Below are 16808 nucleotides of genomic sequence, written 5' to 3'. Positions count from 1 at the left end.
GAGTGGACGGTGTGCATTGGTCCGGCGCCAGGCCGACCGCTCTCGCTTTCATCGGCGGCTCTCCGCCTCAACGCAGATTCTAGGAATTTTCATGACGCGCTTTATTTTCGTCACGGGCGGTGTTGTTTCTTCTTTGGGGAAAGGCATCGCCTCGGCCTCCCTGGGCGCCATTCTGGAAGCGAGAGGGCTGAAGGTCACCATGCTCAAGCTGGATCCCTACATCAACGTGGATCCCGGCACCATGAGCCCCTTCCAGCACGGCGAGGTGTTCGTCACCCATGACGGCGCCGAGACCGATCTGGACCTGGGTCACTACGAGCGCTTCATCCGCACCACCGTGACCCAGAACAACAACTTCACCACCGGTCGCATCTACATGGACGTCCTGCGCAAGGAGCGTCGTGGCGACTACCTGGGCGCCACCGTGCAGGTGATCCCGCACATCACCGACGAGATCAAGAGACGCATCATCAAGGGCGCCGGCGATGCCGACGTGGCCCTGGTGGAGATCGGCGGCACCGTCGGTGACATCGAGTCGCAGCCCTTCCTCGAAGCCATCCGCCAGCTGCGGGTGGAGATCGGCGCGCGCCGTGCCATGCTGATGCACCTGACCCTGGTCCCCTACATCGCCACCGCCGGCGAGACCAAGACCAAGCCGACCCAGCATTCGGTCAAGGAACTGCGCTCCATCGGCCTGCAGCCCGATGTGCTGATCTGCCGTTCCGACCACACCGTCGACAGCTCTTCCCGCCGCAAGATCGCCCTCTTCACCAACGTCGAAGAGCGCGCGGTCATCTCCCTGGAAGACGTCGACACCATCTACCGCATTCCCTCCGTGCTGCACGCCCAGGGCCTGGACGAATTCGTCGTCGAGCGCTTCGGCCTGGAGTGCAAGCCGGCCGATCTGTCCGAGTGGGATCGCGTGGTGGACGCCAAGCTCAACCCCGAGCAGGAAGTCACCATCGCCATGGTCGGCAAGTACATGGAGCTGCTCGACGCCTACAAGTCGCTGATCGAGGCCATGACCCACGCTGGTATCCAGAGCCGCACCAAGGTCAACCTGCGCTATATCGACTCCGAGCACATCGAGCAGCAGGGCACCCATCTGCTCAAGGGCGTGGACGCCATCCTGGTGCCGGGCGGCTTCGGCCTGCGCGGCGTGGAAGGCAAGATCGCCACCGTGCAGTACGCCCGCGAGAACAAGATCCCCTACCTGGGCATCTGCCTGGGCATGCAGGTGGCGGTCATCGAATTCGCCCGTAACGTGCTGGGCTGGAAAGACGCCAACTCCACCGAGTTCGACAAGGCCAGTGGCCACCCGGTGGTCGGCCTGATCACCGAATGGCAGGATTCCACCGGCGCCACCGAGATCCGTACCGAAGGCTCCGACCTGGGCGGCACCATGCGCCTGGGCGCCCAGGAGTGCCAGCTGATCGGCGGTACCCAGGTGCACGACTGCTATGGCCAGGACGTCATCGTCGAGCGCCACCGTCACCGCTACGAGGTCAACAACAACCTCCTGCCGCAGATCGAAGCCGCCGGCCTGAAGATCTCCGGTCGCTCGGGCGACGGTGCCCTGGTCGAAGTGGTGGAAGCCCCGGATCATCCCTGGTTCGTCGCCTGCCAGTTCCACCCGGAGTTCACCTCCACCCCGCGTGACGGCCATCCGCTGTTCAGCGGCTTCGTCAACGCCGCCCTGCGTTACGCCAAGAAGGATTGATCATGACCGCTCAGAAGATCGTCCGCGTCGGCAGCATCGAGATCGCCAACGACAAGCCCTTCGTGCTGTTCGGCGGCATGAACGTGCTGGAATCCCGCGACCTGGCCATGCAGGTGTGCGAGCAATACGTCAAGGTGACCGAGAAGCTGGGCATCCCCTACGTCTTCAAGGCCAGCTTCGACAAGGCCAACCGCTCCTCCGTGACCAGCTATCGCGGTCCGGGCATGGAAGCCGGCCTGCGCATCTTCGAAGAGCTCAAGGCCACCTTCGGCATGCCGGTGATCACCGACGTCCACGAGCCCTACCAGGCAGCGCCGGTGGCGGCGGTGTGCGACATCATCCAGCTGCCGGCCTTCCTCTCGCGGCAGACCGATCTGGTGGTGGCCATGGCCAAGACCGACGCCGTGATCAACATCAAGAAGGCGCAATTCCTCGCGCCCCAGGAGATGAAGCACATCCTCGCCAAGTGCGAAGAAGCCGGCAACGACCAGCTGATCCTCTGCGAGCGGGGCTCCTCCTTCGGCTACAACAACCTGGTGGTCGACATGCTCGGCTTTGGCATCATGAAGAGCTTCGGCTACCCGGTGTTCTTCGACGTCACCCATGCCCTGCAGATGCCGGGCGGGCGTGCCGATTCCGCCGGCGGCCGCCGCGCCCAGGTCACCGACCTGGCCAAGGCCGGCATGAGCCAGGGCCTGGCCGGTCTGTTCCTCGAAGCCCATCCGGATCCCGAACATGCCAAGTGCGACGGCCCCTGTGCCCTGCGCCTGGACAAGCTGGAGCCCTTCCTGGCCCAGCTCAAGGCGCTGGACGAGCTGGTGAAGTCGTTCACGCCGATCGAAACTGCCTAAGCGGCGGCTGAATCAAAAGGCCCAGGCGCAGCCGAAGGCTGATCCGTCAATGACCGGTAACATGGAGATCGATACAAAAATGGCTAACATCGTCGACATCAAGGGACGTGAGGTCCTGGATTCCCGCGGCAACCCCACCGTTGAAGCGGACGTGATCCTGGACAATGGTATCGTCGGTCGCGCCACCGCGCCGTCCGGCGCGTCCACCGGTTCGCGCGAGGCACTGGAGCTGCGCGACGGCGACAAGAGCCGTTACCTGGGCAAGGGCGTCCTGAAGGCCGTGGGCAACATCAACGGCCCGATCCGTGACCTGCTGCTGGGCAAGGATCCGAGCGACCAGAAGGCCCTGGACCGCGCGATGATCGAGCTGGACGGTACCGACAACAAGGCCAAGCTGGGCGCCAACGCCATCCTGGCCGTGTCCCTGGCGGCCGCCAAGGCCGCTGCCGAAGACCAGGACCTGCCGCTCTACGCCCACATCGCCAACCTGAACGGCACCCCCGGTCAGTACTCCATGCCGGTGCCGATGATGAACATCATCAACGGCGGCGAGCATGCCGACAACAACGTCGACATTCAGGAATTCATGGTCCAGCCGGTCGGCGCCAAGAGCTTTGCCGACGCCCTGCGCGTGGGTGCTGAGATCTTCCATCACCTCAAAGCCGTGCTCAAGGCCCGTGGCCTGAGCACCTCCGTGGGTGACGAAGGCGGCTTCGCGCCGAACCTGGCCTCCAACGCCGACGCCCTGGCCGCCATCGCCGAAGCGGTTAAGAATGCCGGTTACGAGCTGGGCACCGACGTGACCCTGGCTCTGGACTGCGCCTCCAGCGAGTTCTACAAGGACGGCCAGTACGACCTGTCCGGCGAGGGCAAGGCCTTCGACGCCAACGGTTTCGCCGACTACCTGGCCGGGCTGACCGAGCAGTTCCCGATCATCTCCATCGAAGACGGCATGGACGAGTCCGACTGGGCCGGCTGGAAGGCCCTGACCGACAAGATCGGCAGCAAGGTGCAGCTGGTGGGCGACGACCTGTTCGTCACCAACACCAAGATCCTCAAGGAAGGCATCGAGAAGGGCATCGGTAACTCGATCCTGATCAAGTTCAACCAGATCGGCTCCCTGACCGAGACCCTGGAAGCCATCCAGATGGCCAAGGCCGCCGGCTACACCGCGGTGATCTCCCACCGCAGCGGCGAGACCGAAGACTCCACCATCGCCGACCTGGCCGTGGGCACCGCCGCCGGTCAGATCAAGACCGGTTCGCTGTGCCGTTCCGATCGCGTCTCCAAGTACAACCAGCTGCTGCGCATCGAAGAGCAGCTGGGTGCCAAGGCGCCTTACCGCGGTCGTGCCGAGTTCCGCAGCTAAAGGTTGCGCGACCGGGGAGGCGATGACAGAGGTCGTCGCCTTCCGCCACGTCCGACGGACCACAGGATAGATGCCCAGTTTACAAGCGTAGAGCCGGGCTTCTATCCTGTTTTCGTCTCTGCCGCCGCCTTTGCGGCATCCGCCGTCCGCGAATCCGTTATCTCCCATGCGAAGTCCCTACTGGCTGTTCCCCTTCCTGCTCCTGCTGCTTGGCGGTCTTCAGTATCGCCTGTGGGTCGGTGATGGCAGCTTCGCCCAGGTGCGCGAACTCAAGCAGCAGATCGCCGACCAGAATGGTGAGAACAAGCGCCTGCTGGAGCGCAACGAGATCCTCGAAGCCGAGGTCGTCGAGCTCAAGAAAGGCATGGAGACCGTCGAGGAGCGTGCCCGCCACGAACTCGGCATGGTCAAACAAGGCGAAACCCTCTTCCTGCAATCCAAATAATGTCCCTTCTGCCTTCCTTCTGGGCGGTCATTCCCGCCGCGGGCGTGGGTGCGCGGATGCGTGCCGACCGACCCAAGCAATACCTCGATCTGTGCGGCCGCAGCCTGCTGGAGCGCACCCTCGACTGTTTTCTTGACCATCCGCGCCTGCGCGGGCTGGCGGTGAGCCTGGCGGCGGAAGATCCCTGGTGGCCGACGCTGGCCTGTGCCCGCGACGCCCGCATCCTGCGCGCCCCGGGTGGGCGTGAGCGCGCCGACTCGGTGCTGGGTGGCCTGCTGCTGCTGAGCGAGCAGGGCGCCAGCGATGGTGACTGGGTGCTGGTGCACGATGCTGCCCGGCCCAATCTCTGCCGCGCCGATCTGGATCGGCTACTGGCCGAACTGGCCCAGGACCCGGTGGGTGGTCTTCTGGGCGTACCGGCGCGGGATACCCTCAAGCGCGTTGGCCGCGATGGCCGGGTGAGCGAAACCGTGGATCGCAGCCAGGTCTGGCTGGCCTACACGCCGCAGATGTTCCGCCTCGGCGCCCTGCGAGACGCCCTGAGCGCCGGTCTGGCCGCGGGCGCCGCCATCACAGACGAGGCCTCGGCCATGGAGTGGGCGGGGCATGCGCCGCGCCTGGTCGAAGGCCGTGCGGACAACATCAAGGTCACCACCCCCGAAGACCTGCAGCGACTGCAAAGTGTCTTCGCCGAGGCCTAGCCCTCAGGCCCGCAGCGGCACCTCAATGAGAAAGCGGAACAGCGCGCCATGCTGTTCCACCGCCTGACAATCGTAGCCCTGGCGCCGGGTATCTTCCGGAATGCCGTGGATCGACTGGGCGCAATCGGTGATCACCTCCAGGAGATCGCCGGGCTGCAGGGTCTGCAAGGTCTCCAGGGTGGCGATGGCGTTGTAGGGGCAGTGTTCGCCGCGCAGATCAAGCGACAGCGTCGGCGTCTTGGCGAGTGTCATGGACAGGCTTCCGGGGGCGAGTGAAACGGCGGGCGTTGAGTTGCACCAGCAGCAGGCAGAGGGCCAGGCCGGCAAAGGTCAGCAGCAGGCCGCTGCCAGGACCTGCCTGCTGCAGCAGATTGATCCTGGGATAGGGCAGGGCGAGGGCGCTGCCCAGGCGGTCCCAGTAGACCGCCACCAGGGTCCCGCCGATGACGTTGCCCAGGCCCACCACCCAGAAATGCAGCTGGTCTTCCACCGCGCGGTACATCCAGCCGGTCTCGCAGCCACCGGCGAGGACGATGCCGACACCAAACAGCAGGCCACCGATCACGGCGTTGGGGCCCATCCAGAAGATCTTGGGCGCCATGCCGAGCTGGATGGCGCCAAAGGTGCCGAGGCAGGCCACCGCCATGCCCAGCAGGATGCCGGTCGCCGCCTGGGTACGGCCGGTGGTCCAGAGGTCGCGGGCGGCGCTGGTAAAGCAGATCTGCGCCCGCTCGATCAGGCCGCCGAAGACCAGGCCGAAGAGGGCGGCCAGACCCAGGACCAGGGAGATCTCGAAGCGCCAGGCGGCGAAGAGCAGCGCCACCACCAGCACGGCGAGACCCAGCCGCGCCTGGCGACGCGCGCGCCGGGCCAGTTGCCCGGCATCGGGCAGGACGGCGGCGTGGGCAGTGACCTTCAGCGGAATGCGCAGCCAGGGCAGCAGGGTCAGCTTCACGCCAAGCCAGGCGCCGGCCACCGTGGCCAGCATGAAGGCCCAGGCATGCAGCGAGAACATGGGGATGCCGGTAAAGAAGGCCGCCAGGTTGCAACCCATGGCCAGGCGGGCACCGAAGCCGGCGATGATGCCGCCGACCAGGCCCTGGAGCAGCCGGCGGCGACTGGTGGGCCAGCGCAGGCCGACGTTGCCGGCCCAGAGGGCGCAGGCCAGGGCGCCCAGCAGCATGCCGATGATCATGACGCCATCGATGCGATCCAGGGGCGTGCCCTGCAGGCCGATCAGCCGGAAATAGCTCCAGTCCCTTACCGGGACGCCGAACCAGGCCAGCACATGGCCGCCCCAGCGGGTGAATTCGCCAGTCACGGCCCAGAAGGTTCCGGTCAGGGCGAAGTAGTAGGCCGAGGCGACGCCGAGGGCGATCAGCGTGGGCAGGGGCGCCCAGAAGCGCAGCAGATAGCGCTCGCGAAAGGCGGCTAGGGCAGACATGGTGACAACCTTGGCAGGGGCGGATTGGCGCTGAAGTCTAGTTCAAGCGCCAATCCGGTCCAGCGCAGCGGCTAGTAGCGATAGATGGCCGCCACGCCGGTGCCGCCAGGCATCCGCTCGCGCGGCAGGACCAGCACCTCGCCACCTTGCTGCAGGGCCTGGAAGCTGAGTTCGTCCAGCAGGTCGTCGGCATTGGCGCCCTCCGGCTTGGCGGGGACCAGCAGGCGCCGTTCCAGGTCCAGATAGCCCGGGATATGGCGATCGGCTTCCACCAGCAGGGTGTCGACCCGGGCGTCCAGCAGGGCGCCCCCGATGTCTTCCAGGCGATCCGAGGCCAGCCCCTGGCCACGACGCTGGGCGTAGGTATCCAGCAGGTCGTCGAGTCGCTGTTCCATGCGGGGCGCCATCACCGCCCAGGCCCTGGCACGCAGGGCGTCGTTGTCCAGGGGACCGGGATCACCGGCGATGCCTTCGGGTAAGAGATGGGGATTCTGGCTCAGACGGCGAAAGGCGGCCTGGTGCTCCGGCAGCGCGGCCAGCACCAGGGGCAGGCGAGCGGTGTTGCTGTGCACCCGGGTCAGGGCGCGGTCCAGGGCCAGGAAGTAGCGCTCGCGGTCGGCGTCCTGCTCGTCATGCTTGCTGATGCCGCCGGCGTTGTGCTGCATGGAGTCGCCACGCTCGCCGGCCCGGCTGAAGCCCTGGGGCAGGCCGCGCTGGTTGCCTTCGGTCAGCTCGGTGCCGAGGGCGTCTTCCAGGGTGCGCGGCACCCCTTCGCCCAGCTCCACCTCCACCAGGTTGTCGCGGTTGCCTTCGAACAGGTGCGCCTGATTGCGGGTCAGGCACAGCACCTGATAGCGATCCCGCGCCTGGGCCAGGCGCAGCAGCGGCTGCAGCTGGAAGTGGTGATTGACCCGGGCGGTCTCTTCCAGGGGGTCCAGTACCTTGAGCACCCGGAGCTGATCGCGGTCGCGCAGGATGGCCAGGCCGCCGCGCGGGTAGTGCCAGAAATCGGCGTTGTCCACCAGGGTCTGCAGCGGCGCCAGCAGCGCGGCGTGATCGGCTTCGGGAAAGCGCTCGACGAGATCCGCTTCCAGCTGCCGCAACAGATTCTTGAAGCGGATGACATTCTGCTCACGCTGCGGAAAGGCGCGCTCGGTGGGCATGTAGAGAGACAGGCATGGTGGGGTCGCCTCCTTCATCCAGGTGGCGAGTGCGTGATGATCGAGGGTGTCGTTCATGGGACCTCCGGCTGCAGGAGTCGCCGTGACGCCACCGGCAGGGCGGGGTCAGGACGACCGACACCCTTTCGAAGGGCGCTCGAAAGACCCGGTTCCTCCGCTGCGCTCAGCTTCCGGATGGGTGGCGAGCGCCTGGGCGCGGGGTGCTCAGGCCCTGTTTGAGGTGTTCCACCAGCAGGCGGATCTTCGGTGAGAGAAAGCGCCGCTGCGGGTAGAGCGCCCAGACCGCGCTGTTGGGCGGCTGGCGATTGTCCAGCAGGGCGCGCAGCTCGCCGCGGGCCAGGTGCGGCAGGACATAGTAGTCCGGCAGCTGGCACAGGCCGAAGCCGCGCAGGGCGGCGTCCAGCACCGCCTGACCGCTGTTGCAGCGCCAGGAACCCTGGACCCGGTGCAGCACCTCGCGATCGTTTTCGCGAAAGCTCCAGATATCGCTGGTGCCCACCAGGCAGCGATGGCGCCCGAGTTCCGACAGGGTATGGGGTGCGCCGAAGCGCTCCAGGTAGCTGGGCGCGGCACACAGATAGAGCTCCCGCGGCGCCAGGCGGGTCGCTACCAGGCGTGAATCGGCCAGGCGCCCCAGGCGGATGGCCAGGTCGTAGCCTTCGTGCAAGAGATCGACGGTGCGATTGGTCAGGTCCAGTTCCAGGCTGACCTCGGGATAGCGGGCGAGGAAGTCGTTGACCAGGGGCACGACGAAGCGCTCGCCATAGGTCACCGCGCAGGTCATGCGGATCAGCCCCTTGGGCTGGCTGGAGAGATCGCTGACCTCGCGCAGGGCTTCGTCGCGCGCCTCCTGCAGCCGGCGGCAGTGCTGCAGAAAGGTGTGGCCGGCTTCGGTGAGGGCGACGCTGCGGGTGCTGCGATAGAGCAGGCGGGCCTGCAGCCGTTCTTCCAGTCGGGCCACCTGCCGGCTCACGTGAGAGGTCGAGGTGCCGAGGCGATCGGCGGCCTGGCCGAAGTGCAGGGTGCTCGCCACGGCAACGAATTCGTCGATTCCCTCCCAGCTCATGATTGTTTCTCTGCGGCAAAAATGAATTCCAGTATGCCCGATTGTTCCAGGAATTCTGGCGTCTAAACTGGTCCTCTCGTTTTTTCGCCCCTCTGGAGTCGACCATGATCAAGTCCCGCGCCGCCGTAGCCTTCGCGCCCAACGAGCCCCTCAAGATCGTCGAAGTGGACGTCGAGCCGCCCAAGGCCGGTGAGGTGCTCATCCGCATCGTCGCCACCGGTGTTTGCCACACCGATGCCTACACCCTCTCGGGTCAGGATTCCGAAGGGGTCTTTCCCTGCATCCTCGGTCACGAGGGCGGTGGCATCGTCGAGGCGGTGGGCGAGGGCGTGACCTCGGTCGCCGTGGGCGATCACGTCATCCCGCTGTACACCGCCGAATGCGGTCAGTGCAAATTCTGCAAATCCGGCAAGACCAACCTGTGCAGCTCGGTACGCGCCACCCAGGGCAAGGGCCTGATGCCCGACGGCACCACCCGTTTCTCCTACAACGGCGAGCCGATCTACCACTACATGGGTTGCTCCACCTTTTCCGAGTACACGGTGCTGTCGGAGGTCTCGGTGGCCAAGATCCCCCAGGAAGCGCCCCTGGAGAAGGTCTGCCTGCTGGGTTGTGGCGTGACCACCGGCATCGGCGCCGTGCTCAACACCGCCAAGGTGGAAGAGGGCGCCACCGTCGCCGTCTTCGGCCTGGGCGGCATCGGCCTGGCCGCCATCATCGGCGCCAAGATGGCCAAGGCCAGCCGCATCATCGCCATCGACATCAATCCGTCCAAGTTCAACATCGCCCGTGAACTGGGCGCCACCGACTTCATCAATCCCAAGGATCACCAGAAGCCGATCCAGGAGGTCATCGTCGAGCTGACCGATGGCGGCGTCGACTACAGCTTCGAGTGCGTCGGCAACGTCAACCTGATGCGCGCGGCGCTGGAGTGCTGCCACAAGGGCTGGGGCGAGTCGGTGATCATCGGCGTGGCCGGTGCCGGCCAGGAAATCAGTACCCGCCCGTTCCAGCTGGTGACCGGTCGCGTCTGGCGCGGCAGCGCCTTCGGCGGCGTCAAGGGCCGCAGCGAGCTGCCCGGCTATGTGCGCAAGGCGCAGAGCGGCGAGATCCCGCTGGACACCTTTATCACCCACACCATGGGCCTGGAGCAGATCAACGAGGCCTTCGAGCTGATGCACGAAGGCAAGAGCATCCGCACCGTCGTCCACTACTGATCGGCGGGAGGGCGCCCAGTGCGCCCTCTGCGCGGGAGATGACCATGAGTCTCGAACTGCTCTCCAGCAACAAGAGTTTCGGCGGCTGGCACAAGCGCTATCGCCATCGCGCCCGCAGTCTCGACTGCGACATGACCTTCGCCGTCTACCTGCCGCCCCAGGCGGAGGCGCGCAGCGACCTGCCGGTGCTTTACTGGCTGTCGGGGCTGACCTGCACCGACGAGAACTTCATGCAGAAGGCCGGTGCCCAGCGCCTGGCCGCCGAGCTGGGCCTGGTGCTGGTGGCGCCAGATACCAGTCCGCGCGGCGAAGGCGTACCGGACGACCCCGAAAAGGCCTGGGATTTCGGCCTGGGGGCGGGGTTCTACGTCAACGCCACTCAGCAGCCCTGGGCCAAGCACTACCGCATGCACGACTATGTGGTGGAAGAATTGCCGGCGCTGATCGAGGCCAACTTCCCGGTCTCGGATCGTCGCGGCGTCAGCGGTCACTCCATGGGCGGCCACGGTGCCCTGATCTGCGCCTTGCGGCATCCCGGTCGTTATCGCTCGGTGTCGGCCTTCTCGCCCATCGTCAATCCGCTGGATTGTCCCTGGGGGCACAAGGCGTTCTCCAACTACCTGGGCGAGGACCGCAGCACCTGGGCCGAGTGGGACGCCTGTGCACTGCTGGAGAAGGCCGAGGAGCGCCTGCCGCTGCTGATCGACCAGGGCGAGCAGGACAGCTTCCTCGCCGAACAGCTCAAGCCCCAGGCGCTGCAGCGCGCGGCGGAAGCCGTGGGCCATCCGCTGGAACTGCGTCTGCAACCGGGGTATGACCACAGCTATTTCTTCGTCGCCAGCTTCGTCGACGACCATCTGCGGCATCACGCGGCGGCGCTCACGGCCCCCTGAGGGCGACGGGAACTGTCCCCAGCCGGTAGAATCGACGCCCTGTCAGTCTCAAGGGCGTCTCTCTTCATGCGCATAGGTCACGGTTTCGACGTTCACGCCTTCGGCGAGGGCGACTTCATCACCCTCGGCGGAATTCGTATTCCCCATCACCGTGGCCTGGTCGCCCACTCCGACGGCGACGTGCTGCTGCATGCCCTGGCCGATGCCCTGCTGGGCGCGGCCGCCCTGGGCGACATTGGCAAGCATTTCCCCGATACCGATCCGCGCTTCAAGGGCGCTGACAGTCGGGTGCTGCTGCGTCATGTGGTCGGCCTGGTCCGCGAGCAGGGCTGGCAGGTCGGTAACGTCGACGGCACCATCGCCGCCCAGGCGCCCAAGATGGCGCCGCACATCGAAGCCATGCGCCAGGCCATTGCCGAGGATCTGCACGTCGAGCTGGGTCAGGTCAACGTCAAGGCCACCACCACCGAACGCTTGGGTTTCGTCGGGCGCGAAGAGGGCATCGCCGTGCACGCCGTGGCCCTGCTGCTGCCGCTATGACCGAAGACCAGTTGCTCGGGCCGCGCGCCCATGGCGAGCCCTGCGGCCAGGCGATCCTCAAGGCCAGTGCCGAGGACTTCCAGGTGGATGAGGTGCTGGACATCCCGCTCAGCGGTGATGGCGAGCACCTCTGGCTGTGGGTCGAGAAGCGCGGCCTCAACACCGAGGAAGCGGTGCGCCGCCTGGCGCGCGCCGCCGGGGTGCCGCAGCGGGCGATCAGCTATGCCGGTCTCAAGGATCGCCAGGCCCTGACCCGCCAGTGGTTCAGCCTGCACCTGCCCGGCAAGGCCGATCCGGATCTGTCGGCCGCCTGCGACGAGACGCTGGTGATCCTCCAGCAGGGTCGCCACCGCCGCAAGCTGCAGCGCGGCGCCCATGCCGCCAACGGCTTCCGCCTGCGGCTGACCGGGCTCCAGGCCGATCCGGCAGCGCTGGAGGCGCGGCTGCAGGCCATCGCCGCCGCTGGCGTGCCCAATTATTTCGGTCCGCAGCGCTTCGGCTATCAGGGTGGCAACCTGGCGGACGCCCAGCAGTGCGCCCGCGAGCAGCGCCTGCCCGAGCAACGCAATCGGCGCTCGCGCACCCTGTCCGCCGCGCGCAGCTGGCTGTTCAATCAGGTGCTGGCCGGGCGCATCACCGACGGCTCCTGGAAGCGGGCGCAGGAGGGCGATCTGCTGGCCTTCACCGACAGCCGCAGCCACTTTCCGGCCACCGCCGCCGATCTGACCGATCCGCGCCTGGCGGCGCTCGATCTGCACCCCACCGGCCCCCTGTGGGGCGCCGGCGAGTCGCCGGTGCAGGGGCCGGCCGCAGACCTGGAACGGCAGGTCGCAGAGGCCGCCGGAGAGCTGCCCGCCTGGCTGGCCGGTGCCGGCCTCTCGCATGAACGGCGCATCCTGCGCCTCCCCATCGGCGGCCTGACGTGGCATTATCCCGCTCCTGACATTCTGCAACTCGAATTCGTCCTGCCGGCCGGCTGTTTCGCCACCGCAGTGGTTCGCGAGCTGGTAACGCTTGGCGAGGCAGGGCAGACGGAACATCCATGCGACTTCTGATCGCCAACGACGATGGGGTGCTGGCCCCCGGTATCGCCGCGCTGCATGCCGCGCTCTCCGCCCGTGCGGACTACGAGTGCCAGGTAGTCGCGCCGCTCTATGACATGAGCGGTGTGAGCAGTGCCCTGACGCTGGACCGCCCCCTGCATCCGCAGCGCCTGCCCAATGGCTTCCTGGGCGTCAACGGCACGCCCACCGATTGCGTTCACCTCGGCCTCAATGGCCTGCTGGAAGAGACGCCGGACATGGTGGTGGCCGGCATCAACCTGGGTGCCAACCTGGGCGACGACGTCCTCTATTCCGGCACCGTGGCCGCGGCCATGGAAGGACGGTTCCTCGATCGTCCGGCGCTGGCCTTCTCGCTGGTGTCGCGCAGTGCCGACAACATGGCGGTGGCGGCCGAGATCGCCGCTCGCATTGTGGCCCTGCACGAACGCTTCGATCTGCCGCCGCGCACCGTGCTCAACGTCAACATCCCGGATCTGCCGCTCGAGCAGATCAAGGGCCTGCAGCTGACCCGCCTGGGGCACCGGGCCCAGGCCAAGCCGCCGGTGCGCGAGATCAATCCGCGCGGCAAGGCCGGTTACTGGATCTCGGTTTCCGGCGATGCGGTGGATGGCGGACCGGGTACCGACTTCCACGCCGTGCTGGAAGGCTATGTCTCGGTGACGCCGCTGCAGTTCGATCGCACCTTCCGCGAGGGCTTCGCCGGCCTGTCGGCGCTGACGGAGCTGCTGGCATGACTCAGGGGCAAGAGCATATGCAAAGACACGGCATCGGCATGACCTCCCAGCGCACCCGGGAGCGGCTCATCCAGCGCCTCTACGAAGAGGGGCTGTCCAACGCCCAGGTGCTGGAGGTGATCCGCCGTACGCCGCGTCACCTGTTCGTCGACGAGGCCCTGGCCCATCGCGCCTACGAAGACACGGCGTTGCCCATCGGCCACAACCAGACCATCTCCCAGCCGTTCATGGTGGCGCGCATGACCGAGCTGCTGCTCGCCGGCGGGCCGCTGGACAAGGTCATGGAGATCGGCACCGGCTCCGGCTACCAGACCGCCATCCTGGCGCAGACCGTGGAGCGGGTGTTTTCCGTGGAGCGTATCCAGTCGCTGCAGGATCGGGCCAAGGAGCGTCTACTCGAACTCAACCTGCGCAACGTGGTGTTCCGCTGGGGCGATGGCTGGGAAGGCTGGCCGGCACTGGCACCCTACAACGGCATCATCGTCACCGCCGCCGCGCGGGAAGTGCCCCAGGCGCTGCTCGACCAGCTGGCCCCTGGCGGTCGCCTGGTGATCCCGGTAGGCGTCGACGAGGAGCAGAAGCTCCTGCTGATCGTGCGCGAGGCCGAAGGCTTCGTCCGCCACGAACTCAACGCCGTCCGTTTCGTGCCCCTGCTCAACGGACCTCTGGCCCAGTGAGATACAGGGAACGTTACCCCGGTACCGCGCTCCAAGGCTGCCTGACGGCAGCGGCCGCTTGAGGCCGGCAGGATGGCCGGACGGTAGATGATCAGACTCTGCGGGAGGAACGGGTGAAGGCCCGAGCGCAAGGATTTCCAGGACGAGGGCGTTCAGGCTGGCTGGCGACATTGCTCGTGGCCCTGCTGCTGACGGGTTGTTCGAGCAACGGCTCGCGAGCGCCGGTGGTCGACCGCGGCGATGGCCGCAGCAGCGTGCCCCAGGTCACCTCCGGGCAGTATCGCGTCAAGCGCGGAGACACCCTGTTTTCCATCGCCTCGCGCAACGGCTGGGAATGGCGCGCCCTGGCGGCTCAGAACGGCCTCGCTGCGCCCTATGTCATCCATGTCGGCCAGGTGATCCGCTTCGGCAATGGCGGCAGCGCCACGGGTTCCAGTCGCATCATCCGCCGGCCGGCCACGGGCTCGGCCACCCCTGTCGCTTCCGCGCCGGCACCCGGCAATCCGGTGGCGACCCCGGTACCCATTCCGCCGCCCGTGACCTCCAATCCCACCGCCGCCACCCCGGTGGTGACCCCGAATCTGCCCGCGGCACCGCCGCCGACGCCGGTGACACCGGCCCAGACGCCGACCCGTGACGTCCCCCAATCCGCCGCCGGTTGGGCCTGGCCGACGAAAGGTACGTTGATCAGTCGCTTCTCGGCCAGCAGCAGCCTAAACAAGGGAATAGACATCGCCGGCCAGGAAGGTCAGCCCGTGATGGCCGCCGCCGATGGCACCGTGGTCTATGCGGGAAATGGTCTACGGGGTTATGGTGAACTGGTTATCGTCAAACACAGCGAAACCTACGTCAGTGCCTACGGTCACAATCGTAGGTTGCTGGTTCGGGAAGGTGAGCGTGTCAAGATAGGGCAGACGATTGCCGAGATGGGTTCGACCGGGACCGACCGCGTCAAGCTCCATTTCGAGATTCGCCGTCAGGGCAAGCCGGTGGATCCCTTGCAGTTTTTGCCCAATCGCTGATTCGCTAGGCGCCGACTCGATCCCGCAGCTCTTTGGGGGCGAGTCATGGCGCATCGGCAACGTATCGATACGCCCTGGCTCGAAGCACAGACGAGCAAGGGTTACTCAAGATGATCCAGAACAAACAAGAAACCGAGTACGATCTCGGCGACGATGTCCTGCTTCTCGATTCCAATCCCTTCGGTGAGGAATCCGCCGATACCGCCATGACCAAGGCCCTGTCCGGGCGCGGCAACCAGGTCTTGCGCGGTGCCAAGCTGGCCGACTATGGCCGTGCACTCGACGCCACTCAGCTCTATCTCAATGAAATCGGCTTCTCGCCACTGCTGTCACCGGCAGAAGAGGTGCATTTCGCCCGTCTCGCGCAGCGCGGCGATCCCGCCGGTCGCAAGCGCATGATCGAAAGCAACCTGCGTCTGGTGGTCAAGATTGCCCGGCGCTACATCAACCGTGGCCTGTCGCTGCTCGATCTGATCGAAGAGGGCAACCTGGGTCTGATCCGCGCGGTGGAGAAATTCGATCCCGAGCGGGGCTTCAGATTTTCCACCTATGCCACCTGGTGGATCCGGCAGACCATCGAGCGGGCGATCATGAATCAGACCCGCACCATTCGCTTGCCGATCCATGTGGTCAAGGAGCTCAATCTGCACCTGCGCGCCGCGCGGGAGCTGACCCAGAAGCTCGATCATGAGCCTTCTCCCGAGGAAATCGCCGCCCTGCTGGAAAAGCCGGTGGCAGACGTGAAGCGGGTGATGGGCCTCAACGAGCGGATCAGCTCGGTGGACATGGTGCTCGGCCCCGATTCCGACAAGACCCTGCTCGATACCCTGACCGATGACCGTCCCACCGATCCCTGCGAACTGCTGCAGGATTCGGATCTCAACCAGAGCATCGACCAGTGGCTGCTGGAGTTGCCGGAAAAGCAGCGCGAAGTGGTGATCCGGCGCTTCGGGCTGCGCGGTCATGAAGCCTGCACCCTGGAAGAGGTAGGGCAGGAGATAGGCCTTACCCGCGAGCGGGTCCGGCAGATCCAGGTCGAGGCGCTCAAGCGGTTGCGGGAAATCTTCGAACGCAACGGCCTGTCCAGTGATTCGCTGTTCTGATCGCGCTTAGCTGAATGTCAGCCAAACGGAGCCCGGATTTTTCCGGGCTTTTTTCTGCGTGTTCTTGTAAGCCAGGGCTTACAGCCTGCGTAAGCCTGTATCGCTTGGAGCTGCCAGAAAGCATCGCTTGATCAGCGCGAGAAGACGCCAAGTACCTGCTACATAACGTTTTTCTGTTTCCGGTCGAAGCGCGAGGCGAGATCGAAAGGCGCGCTATGGCAGATTGCCATCCTGCGGGAAAAGCGTACTATCGGCGCTGTGTCTGGGACGACACGGATCGGCAGGATGCGGATCAGGAACACCTCAGGACGAGGTTCACCAGGACGGTGGCAGGATTACAGGGACAGGGACGAAGGGGGCGGAGCGATCCGCCCCCTTTTTTATTGCCTGGAGATTCCAGGCAAGGCCTAGCGTTCGAGCTGGGGGAGCTTGTTGGGCTTACCATCCCACTCGGCGGCGTCAGGCAGGGCGTCCTTCTTCTCGGTGATATTCGGCCAGATGTTGGCCAGCTCACTGTTGAGTTCGATGAAGGCTTCCTGGCCGGCCGGCACCTCGTCTTCCGAGAAGATCGCCTGGGCCGGGCATTCGGGTTCGCACAGGGCACAGTCGATGCACTCGTCCGGGTGGATCACCAGGAAGTTGGGGCCTTCGTAGAAGCAGTCCACCGGGCAGACTTCCACGCAGTCGGTATATTTGCATTTGATGCAGTTGTCAGTGACGACGAAGGTCATCTGCTCGTTCTCCTCAGGCTAAGGCGGCGGATTCTAGCAGCATTGCCGCA

Annotated in this window: 18 protein-coding genes; 13 read left to right on the top strand and 5 right to left on the bottom strand. The window is 65.9% G+C overall.

The genetic code is table 11. The features are described 5' to 3' along the window. Nucleotides 1-91 precede the first annotated feature (91 nt). From EC839_RS06745 to ispD, 5 genes are all read left to right on the top strand, one after another. Nucleotides 92-1720: a CTP synthase gene (locus EC839_RS06745; protein WP_007159476.1), complete on the top strand. Its 1629-nt coding sequence runs from the start codon at nucleotides 92-94 to the stop codon at nucleotides 1718-1720. Between the two features lie 2 nt (nucleotides 1721-1722). Then, nucleotides 1723-2571 (top strand): 3-deoxy-8-phosphooctulonate synthase, encoded by an 849-nt coding sequence (gene kdsA, locus EC839_RS06740; RefSeq protein WP_007159475.1) that lies wholly within the window; start codon nucleotides 1723-1725, stop codon nucleotides 2569-2571. A gap of 79 nt (nucleotides 2572-2650) precedes the next feature. Beyond that, nucleotides 2651-3940, top strand: coding sequence for a phosphopyruvate hydratase (gene eno / locus EC839_RS06735; RefSeq protein ID WP_007159474.1), 1290 nt, complete (start codon nucleotides 2651-2653; stop codon nucleotides 3938-3940). Between the two features lie 166 nt (nucleotides 3941-4106). Then, complete coding sequence (locus EC839_RS06730; protein WP_007159473.1) at nucleotides 4107-4385, top strand: septum formation initiator family protein; 279 nt, start codon at nucleotides 4107-4109, stop codon at nucleotides 4383-4385. Beyond that, nucleotides 4385-5086, top strand: a complete 702-nt coding sequence (gene ispD / locus EC839_RS06725) for a 2-C-methyl-D-erythritol 4-phosphate cytidylyltransferase (RefSeq protein ID WP_007159472.1) — start codon at nucleotides 4385-4387, stop codon at nucleotides 5084-5086. The genes EC839_RS06730 and ispD overlap by 1 nt, the downstream gene beginning before the upstream one ends. 3 nt (nucleotides 5087-5089) lie before the next feature. Here ispD and yedF read toward each other — a convergent pair whose 3' ends face one another. The 4 genes from yedF to EC839_RS06705 form a co-directional block, all read right to left on the bottom strand. After that, nucleotides 5090-5338 carry a sulfurtransferase-like selenium metabolism protein YedF gene (gene yedF / locus EC839_RS06720; protein WP_007159471.1) on the bottom strand — a complete coding sequence of 83 codons (249 nt, stop codon included), beginning with the start codon at nucleotides 5336-5338 and terminating at the stop codon, nucleotides 5090-5092. Then, nucleotides 5304-6530, bottom strand: a complete 1227-nt coding sequence (gene yedE / locus EC839_RS06715) for a selenium metabolism membrane protein YedE/FdhT (RefSeq protein ID WP_132832482.1) — start codon at nucleotides 6528-6530, stop codon at nucleotides 5304-5306. Before yedE ends, yedF begins: the two co-directional genes overlap by 35 nt. 71 nt (nucleotides 6531-6601) lie before the next feature. Further along, complete coding sequence (locus EC839_RS06710) at nucleotides 6602-7768, bottom strand: hypothetical protein (protein ID WP_007159469.1); 1167 nt, start codon at nucleotides 7766-7768, stop codon at nucleotides 6602-6604. 106 nt (nucleotides 7769-7874) lie between these two features. Continuing rightward, nucleotides 7875-8780, bottom strand: coding sequence for a LysR substrate-binding domain-containing protein (locus tag EC839_RS06705; protein ID WP_100168951.1), 906 nt, complete (start codon nucleotides 8778-8780; stop codon nucleotides 7875-7877). Nucleotides 8781-8881: 101 nt separating this feature from the next. On the opposite strand from EC839_RS06705, the gene EC839_RS06700 reads away from it, so the two are divergent. The 8 genes from EC839_RS06700 (at nucleotide 8882) to rpoS (ending at nucleotide 16027) form a co-directional block, all read left to right on the top strand. After that, nucleotides 8882-9994, top strand: coding sequence for an S-(hydroxymethyl)glutathione dehydrogenase/class III alcohol dehydrogenase (locus tag EC839_RS06700; protein ID WP_132832481.1), 1113 nt, complete (start codon nucleotides 8882-8884; stop codon nucleotides 9992-9994). 38 nt (nucleotides 9995-10032) lie between these two features. Continuing rightward, a complete protein-coding gene (fghA, locus tag EC839_RS06695; protein WP_165904661.1) occupies nucleotides 10033-10887 on the top strand; it encodes an S-formylglutathione hydrolase in 855 nt (284 codons plus the stop codon). 66 nt (nucleotides 10888-10953) lie between these two features. After that, a complete protein-coding gene (gene ispF / locus EC839_RS06690; RefSeq protein ID WP_007159465.1) occupies nucleotides 10954-11427 on the top strand; it encodes a 2-C-methyl-D-erythritol 2,4-cyclodiphosphate synthase in 474 nt (157 codons plus the stop codon). Continuing rightward, the gene (truD, locus tag EC839_RS06685; protein WP_007159464.1) at nucleotides 11424-12482 is read left to right on the top strand and encodes a tRNA pseudouridine(13) synthase TruD; all 1059 of its coding nucleotides are present in this window, start codon (nucleotides 11424-11426) and stop codon (nucleotides 12480-12482) included. Before ispF ends, truD begins: the two co-directional genes overlap by 4 nt. Beyond that, on the top strand, nucleotides 12470-13225 hold the full coding sequence (surE, locus tag EC839_RS06680; RefSeq protein ID WP_007159463.1) for a 5'/3'-nucleotidase SurE: 756 nt from the start codon (nucleotides 12470-12472) through the stop codon (nucleotides 13223-13225). The genes truD and surE overlap by 13 nt, the downstream gene beginning before the upstream one ends. A gap of 38 nt (nucleotides 13226-13263) precedes the next feature. Next, nucleotides 13264-13902, top strand: coding sequence for a protein-L-isoaspartate(D-aspartate) O-methyltransferase (locus EC839_RS06675; RefSeq protein WP_007159462.1), 639 nt, complete (start codon nucleotides 13264-13266; stop codon nucleotides 13900-13902). Between the two features lie 176 nt (nucleotides 13903-14078). Continuing rightward, nucleotides 14079-14924 carry a peptidoglycan DD-metalloendopeptidase family protein gene (locus EC839_RS06670; RefSeq protein WP_007159461.1) on the top strand — a complete coding sequence of 282 codons (846 nt, stop codon included), beginning with the start codon at nucleotides 14079-14081 and terminating at the stop codon, nucleotides 14922-14924. A 110-nt stretch (nucleotides 14925-15034) separates the two neighbouring features. Further along, nucleotides 15035-16027: an RNA polymerase sigma factor RpoS gene (gene rpoS / locus EC839_RS06665; protein WP_007159460.1), complete on the top strand. Its 993-nt coding sequence runs from the start codon at nucleotides 15035-15037 to the stop codon at nucleotides 16025-16027. A 407-nt stretch (nucleotides 16028-16434) separates the two neighbouring features. Here rpoS and fdxA read toward each other — a convergent pair whose 3' ends face one another. Further along, nucleotides 16435-16758, bottom strand: coding sequence for a ferredoxin FdxA (fdxA, locus tag EC839_RS06660; RefSeq protein ID WP_007159459.1), 324 nt, complete (start codon nucleotides 16756-16758; stop codon nucleotides 16435-16437). Nucleotides 16759-16808 lie beyond the last annotated feature (50 nt).

The organism is Pseudomonas sp. JUb52, from assembly GCF_004341115.1.
Taxonomy (GTDB): Bacteria; Pseudomonadota; Gammaproteobacteria; order Pseudomonadales; family Pseudomonadaceae; genus Chryseomonas; species Chryseomonas oryzihabitans.
Note: the sequence above shows the minus strand (reverse complement) of the source record. Positions and strands in the feature narration are given on the sequence as shown.

Excerpts from the sequence above, each read along its gene's own strand:
- surE (WP_007159463.1), top strand. The coding sequence starts at position 12,470 with ATGCGACTTCTGATCGCCAACGACGATGGGGTGCTGGCCCCCGGTATC.
- eno (WP_007159474.1), top strand. The coding sequence starts at position 2,651 with ATGGCTAACATCGTCGACATCAAGGGACGTGAGGTCCTGGATTCCCGC.
- EC839_RS06745 (WP_007159476.1), top strand. The coding sequence starts at position 92 with ATGACGCGCTTTATTTTCGTCACGGGCGGTGTTGTTTCTTCTTTGGGG.
- yedE (WP_132832482.1), bottom strand. The coding sequence starts at position 6,530 with ATGTCTGCCCTAGCCGCCTTTCGCGAGCGCTATCTGCTGCGCTTCTGG.
- truD (WP_007159464.1), top strand. The coding sequence starts at position 11,424 with ATGACCGAAGACCAGTTGCTCGGGCCGCGCGCCCATGGCGAGCCCTGC.
- EC839_RS06675 (WP_007159462.1), top strand. The coding sequence starts at position 13,264 with ATGACCTCCCAGCGCACCCGGGAGCGGCTCATCCAGCGCCTCTACGAA.
- ispD (WP_007159472.1), top strand. The coding sequence starts at position 4,385 with ATGTCCCTTCTGCCTTCCTTCTGGGCGGTCATTCCCGCCGCGGGCGTG.
- yedF (WP_007159471.1), bottom strand. The coding sequence starts at position 5,338 with ATGACACTCGCCAAGACGCCGACGCTGTCGCTTGATCTGCGCGGCGAA.
- EC839_RS06730 (WP_007159473.1), top strand. The coding sequence starts at position 4,107 with ATGCGAAGTCCCTACTGGCTGTTCCCCTTCCTGCTCCTGCTGCTTGGC.
- ispF (WP_007159465.1), top strand. The coding sequence starts at position 10,954 with ATGCGCATAGGTCACGGTTTCGACGTTCACGCCTTCGGCGAGGGCGAC.
- EC839_RS06700 (WP_132832481.1), top strand. The coding sequence starts at position 8,882 with ATGATCAAGTCCCGCGCCGCCGTAGCCTTCGCGCCCAACGAGCCCCTC.
- rpoS (WP_007159460.1), top strand. The coding sequence starts at position 15,035 with ATGATCCAGAACAAACAAGAAACCGAGTACGATCTCGGCGACGATGTC.
- fdxA (WP_007159459.1), bottom strand. The coding sequence starts at position 16,758 with ATGACCTTCGTCGTCACTGACAACTGCATCAAATGCAAATATACCGAC.
- fghA (WP_165904661.1), top strand. The coding sequence starts at position 10,033 with ATGACCATGAGTCTCGAACTGCTCTCCAGCAACAAGAGTTTCGGCGGC.
- EC839_RS06710 (WP_007159469.1), bottom strand. The coding sequence starts at position 7,768 with ATGAACGACACCCTCGATCATCACGCACTCGCCACCTGGATGAAGGAG.
- kdsA (WP_007159475.1), top strand. The coding sequence starts at position 1,723 with ATGACCGCTCAGAAGATCGTCCGCGTCGGCAGCATCGAGATCGCCAAC.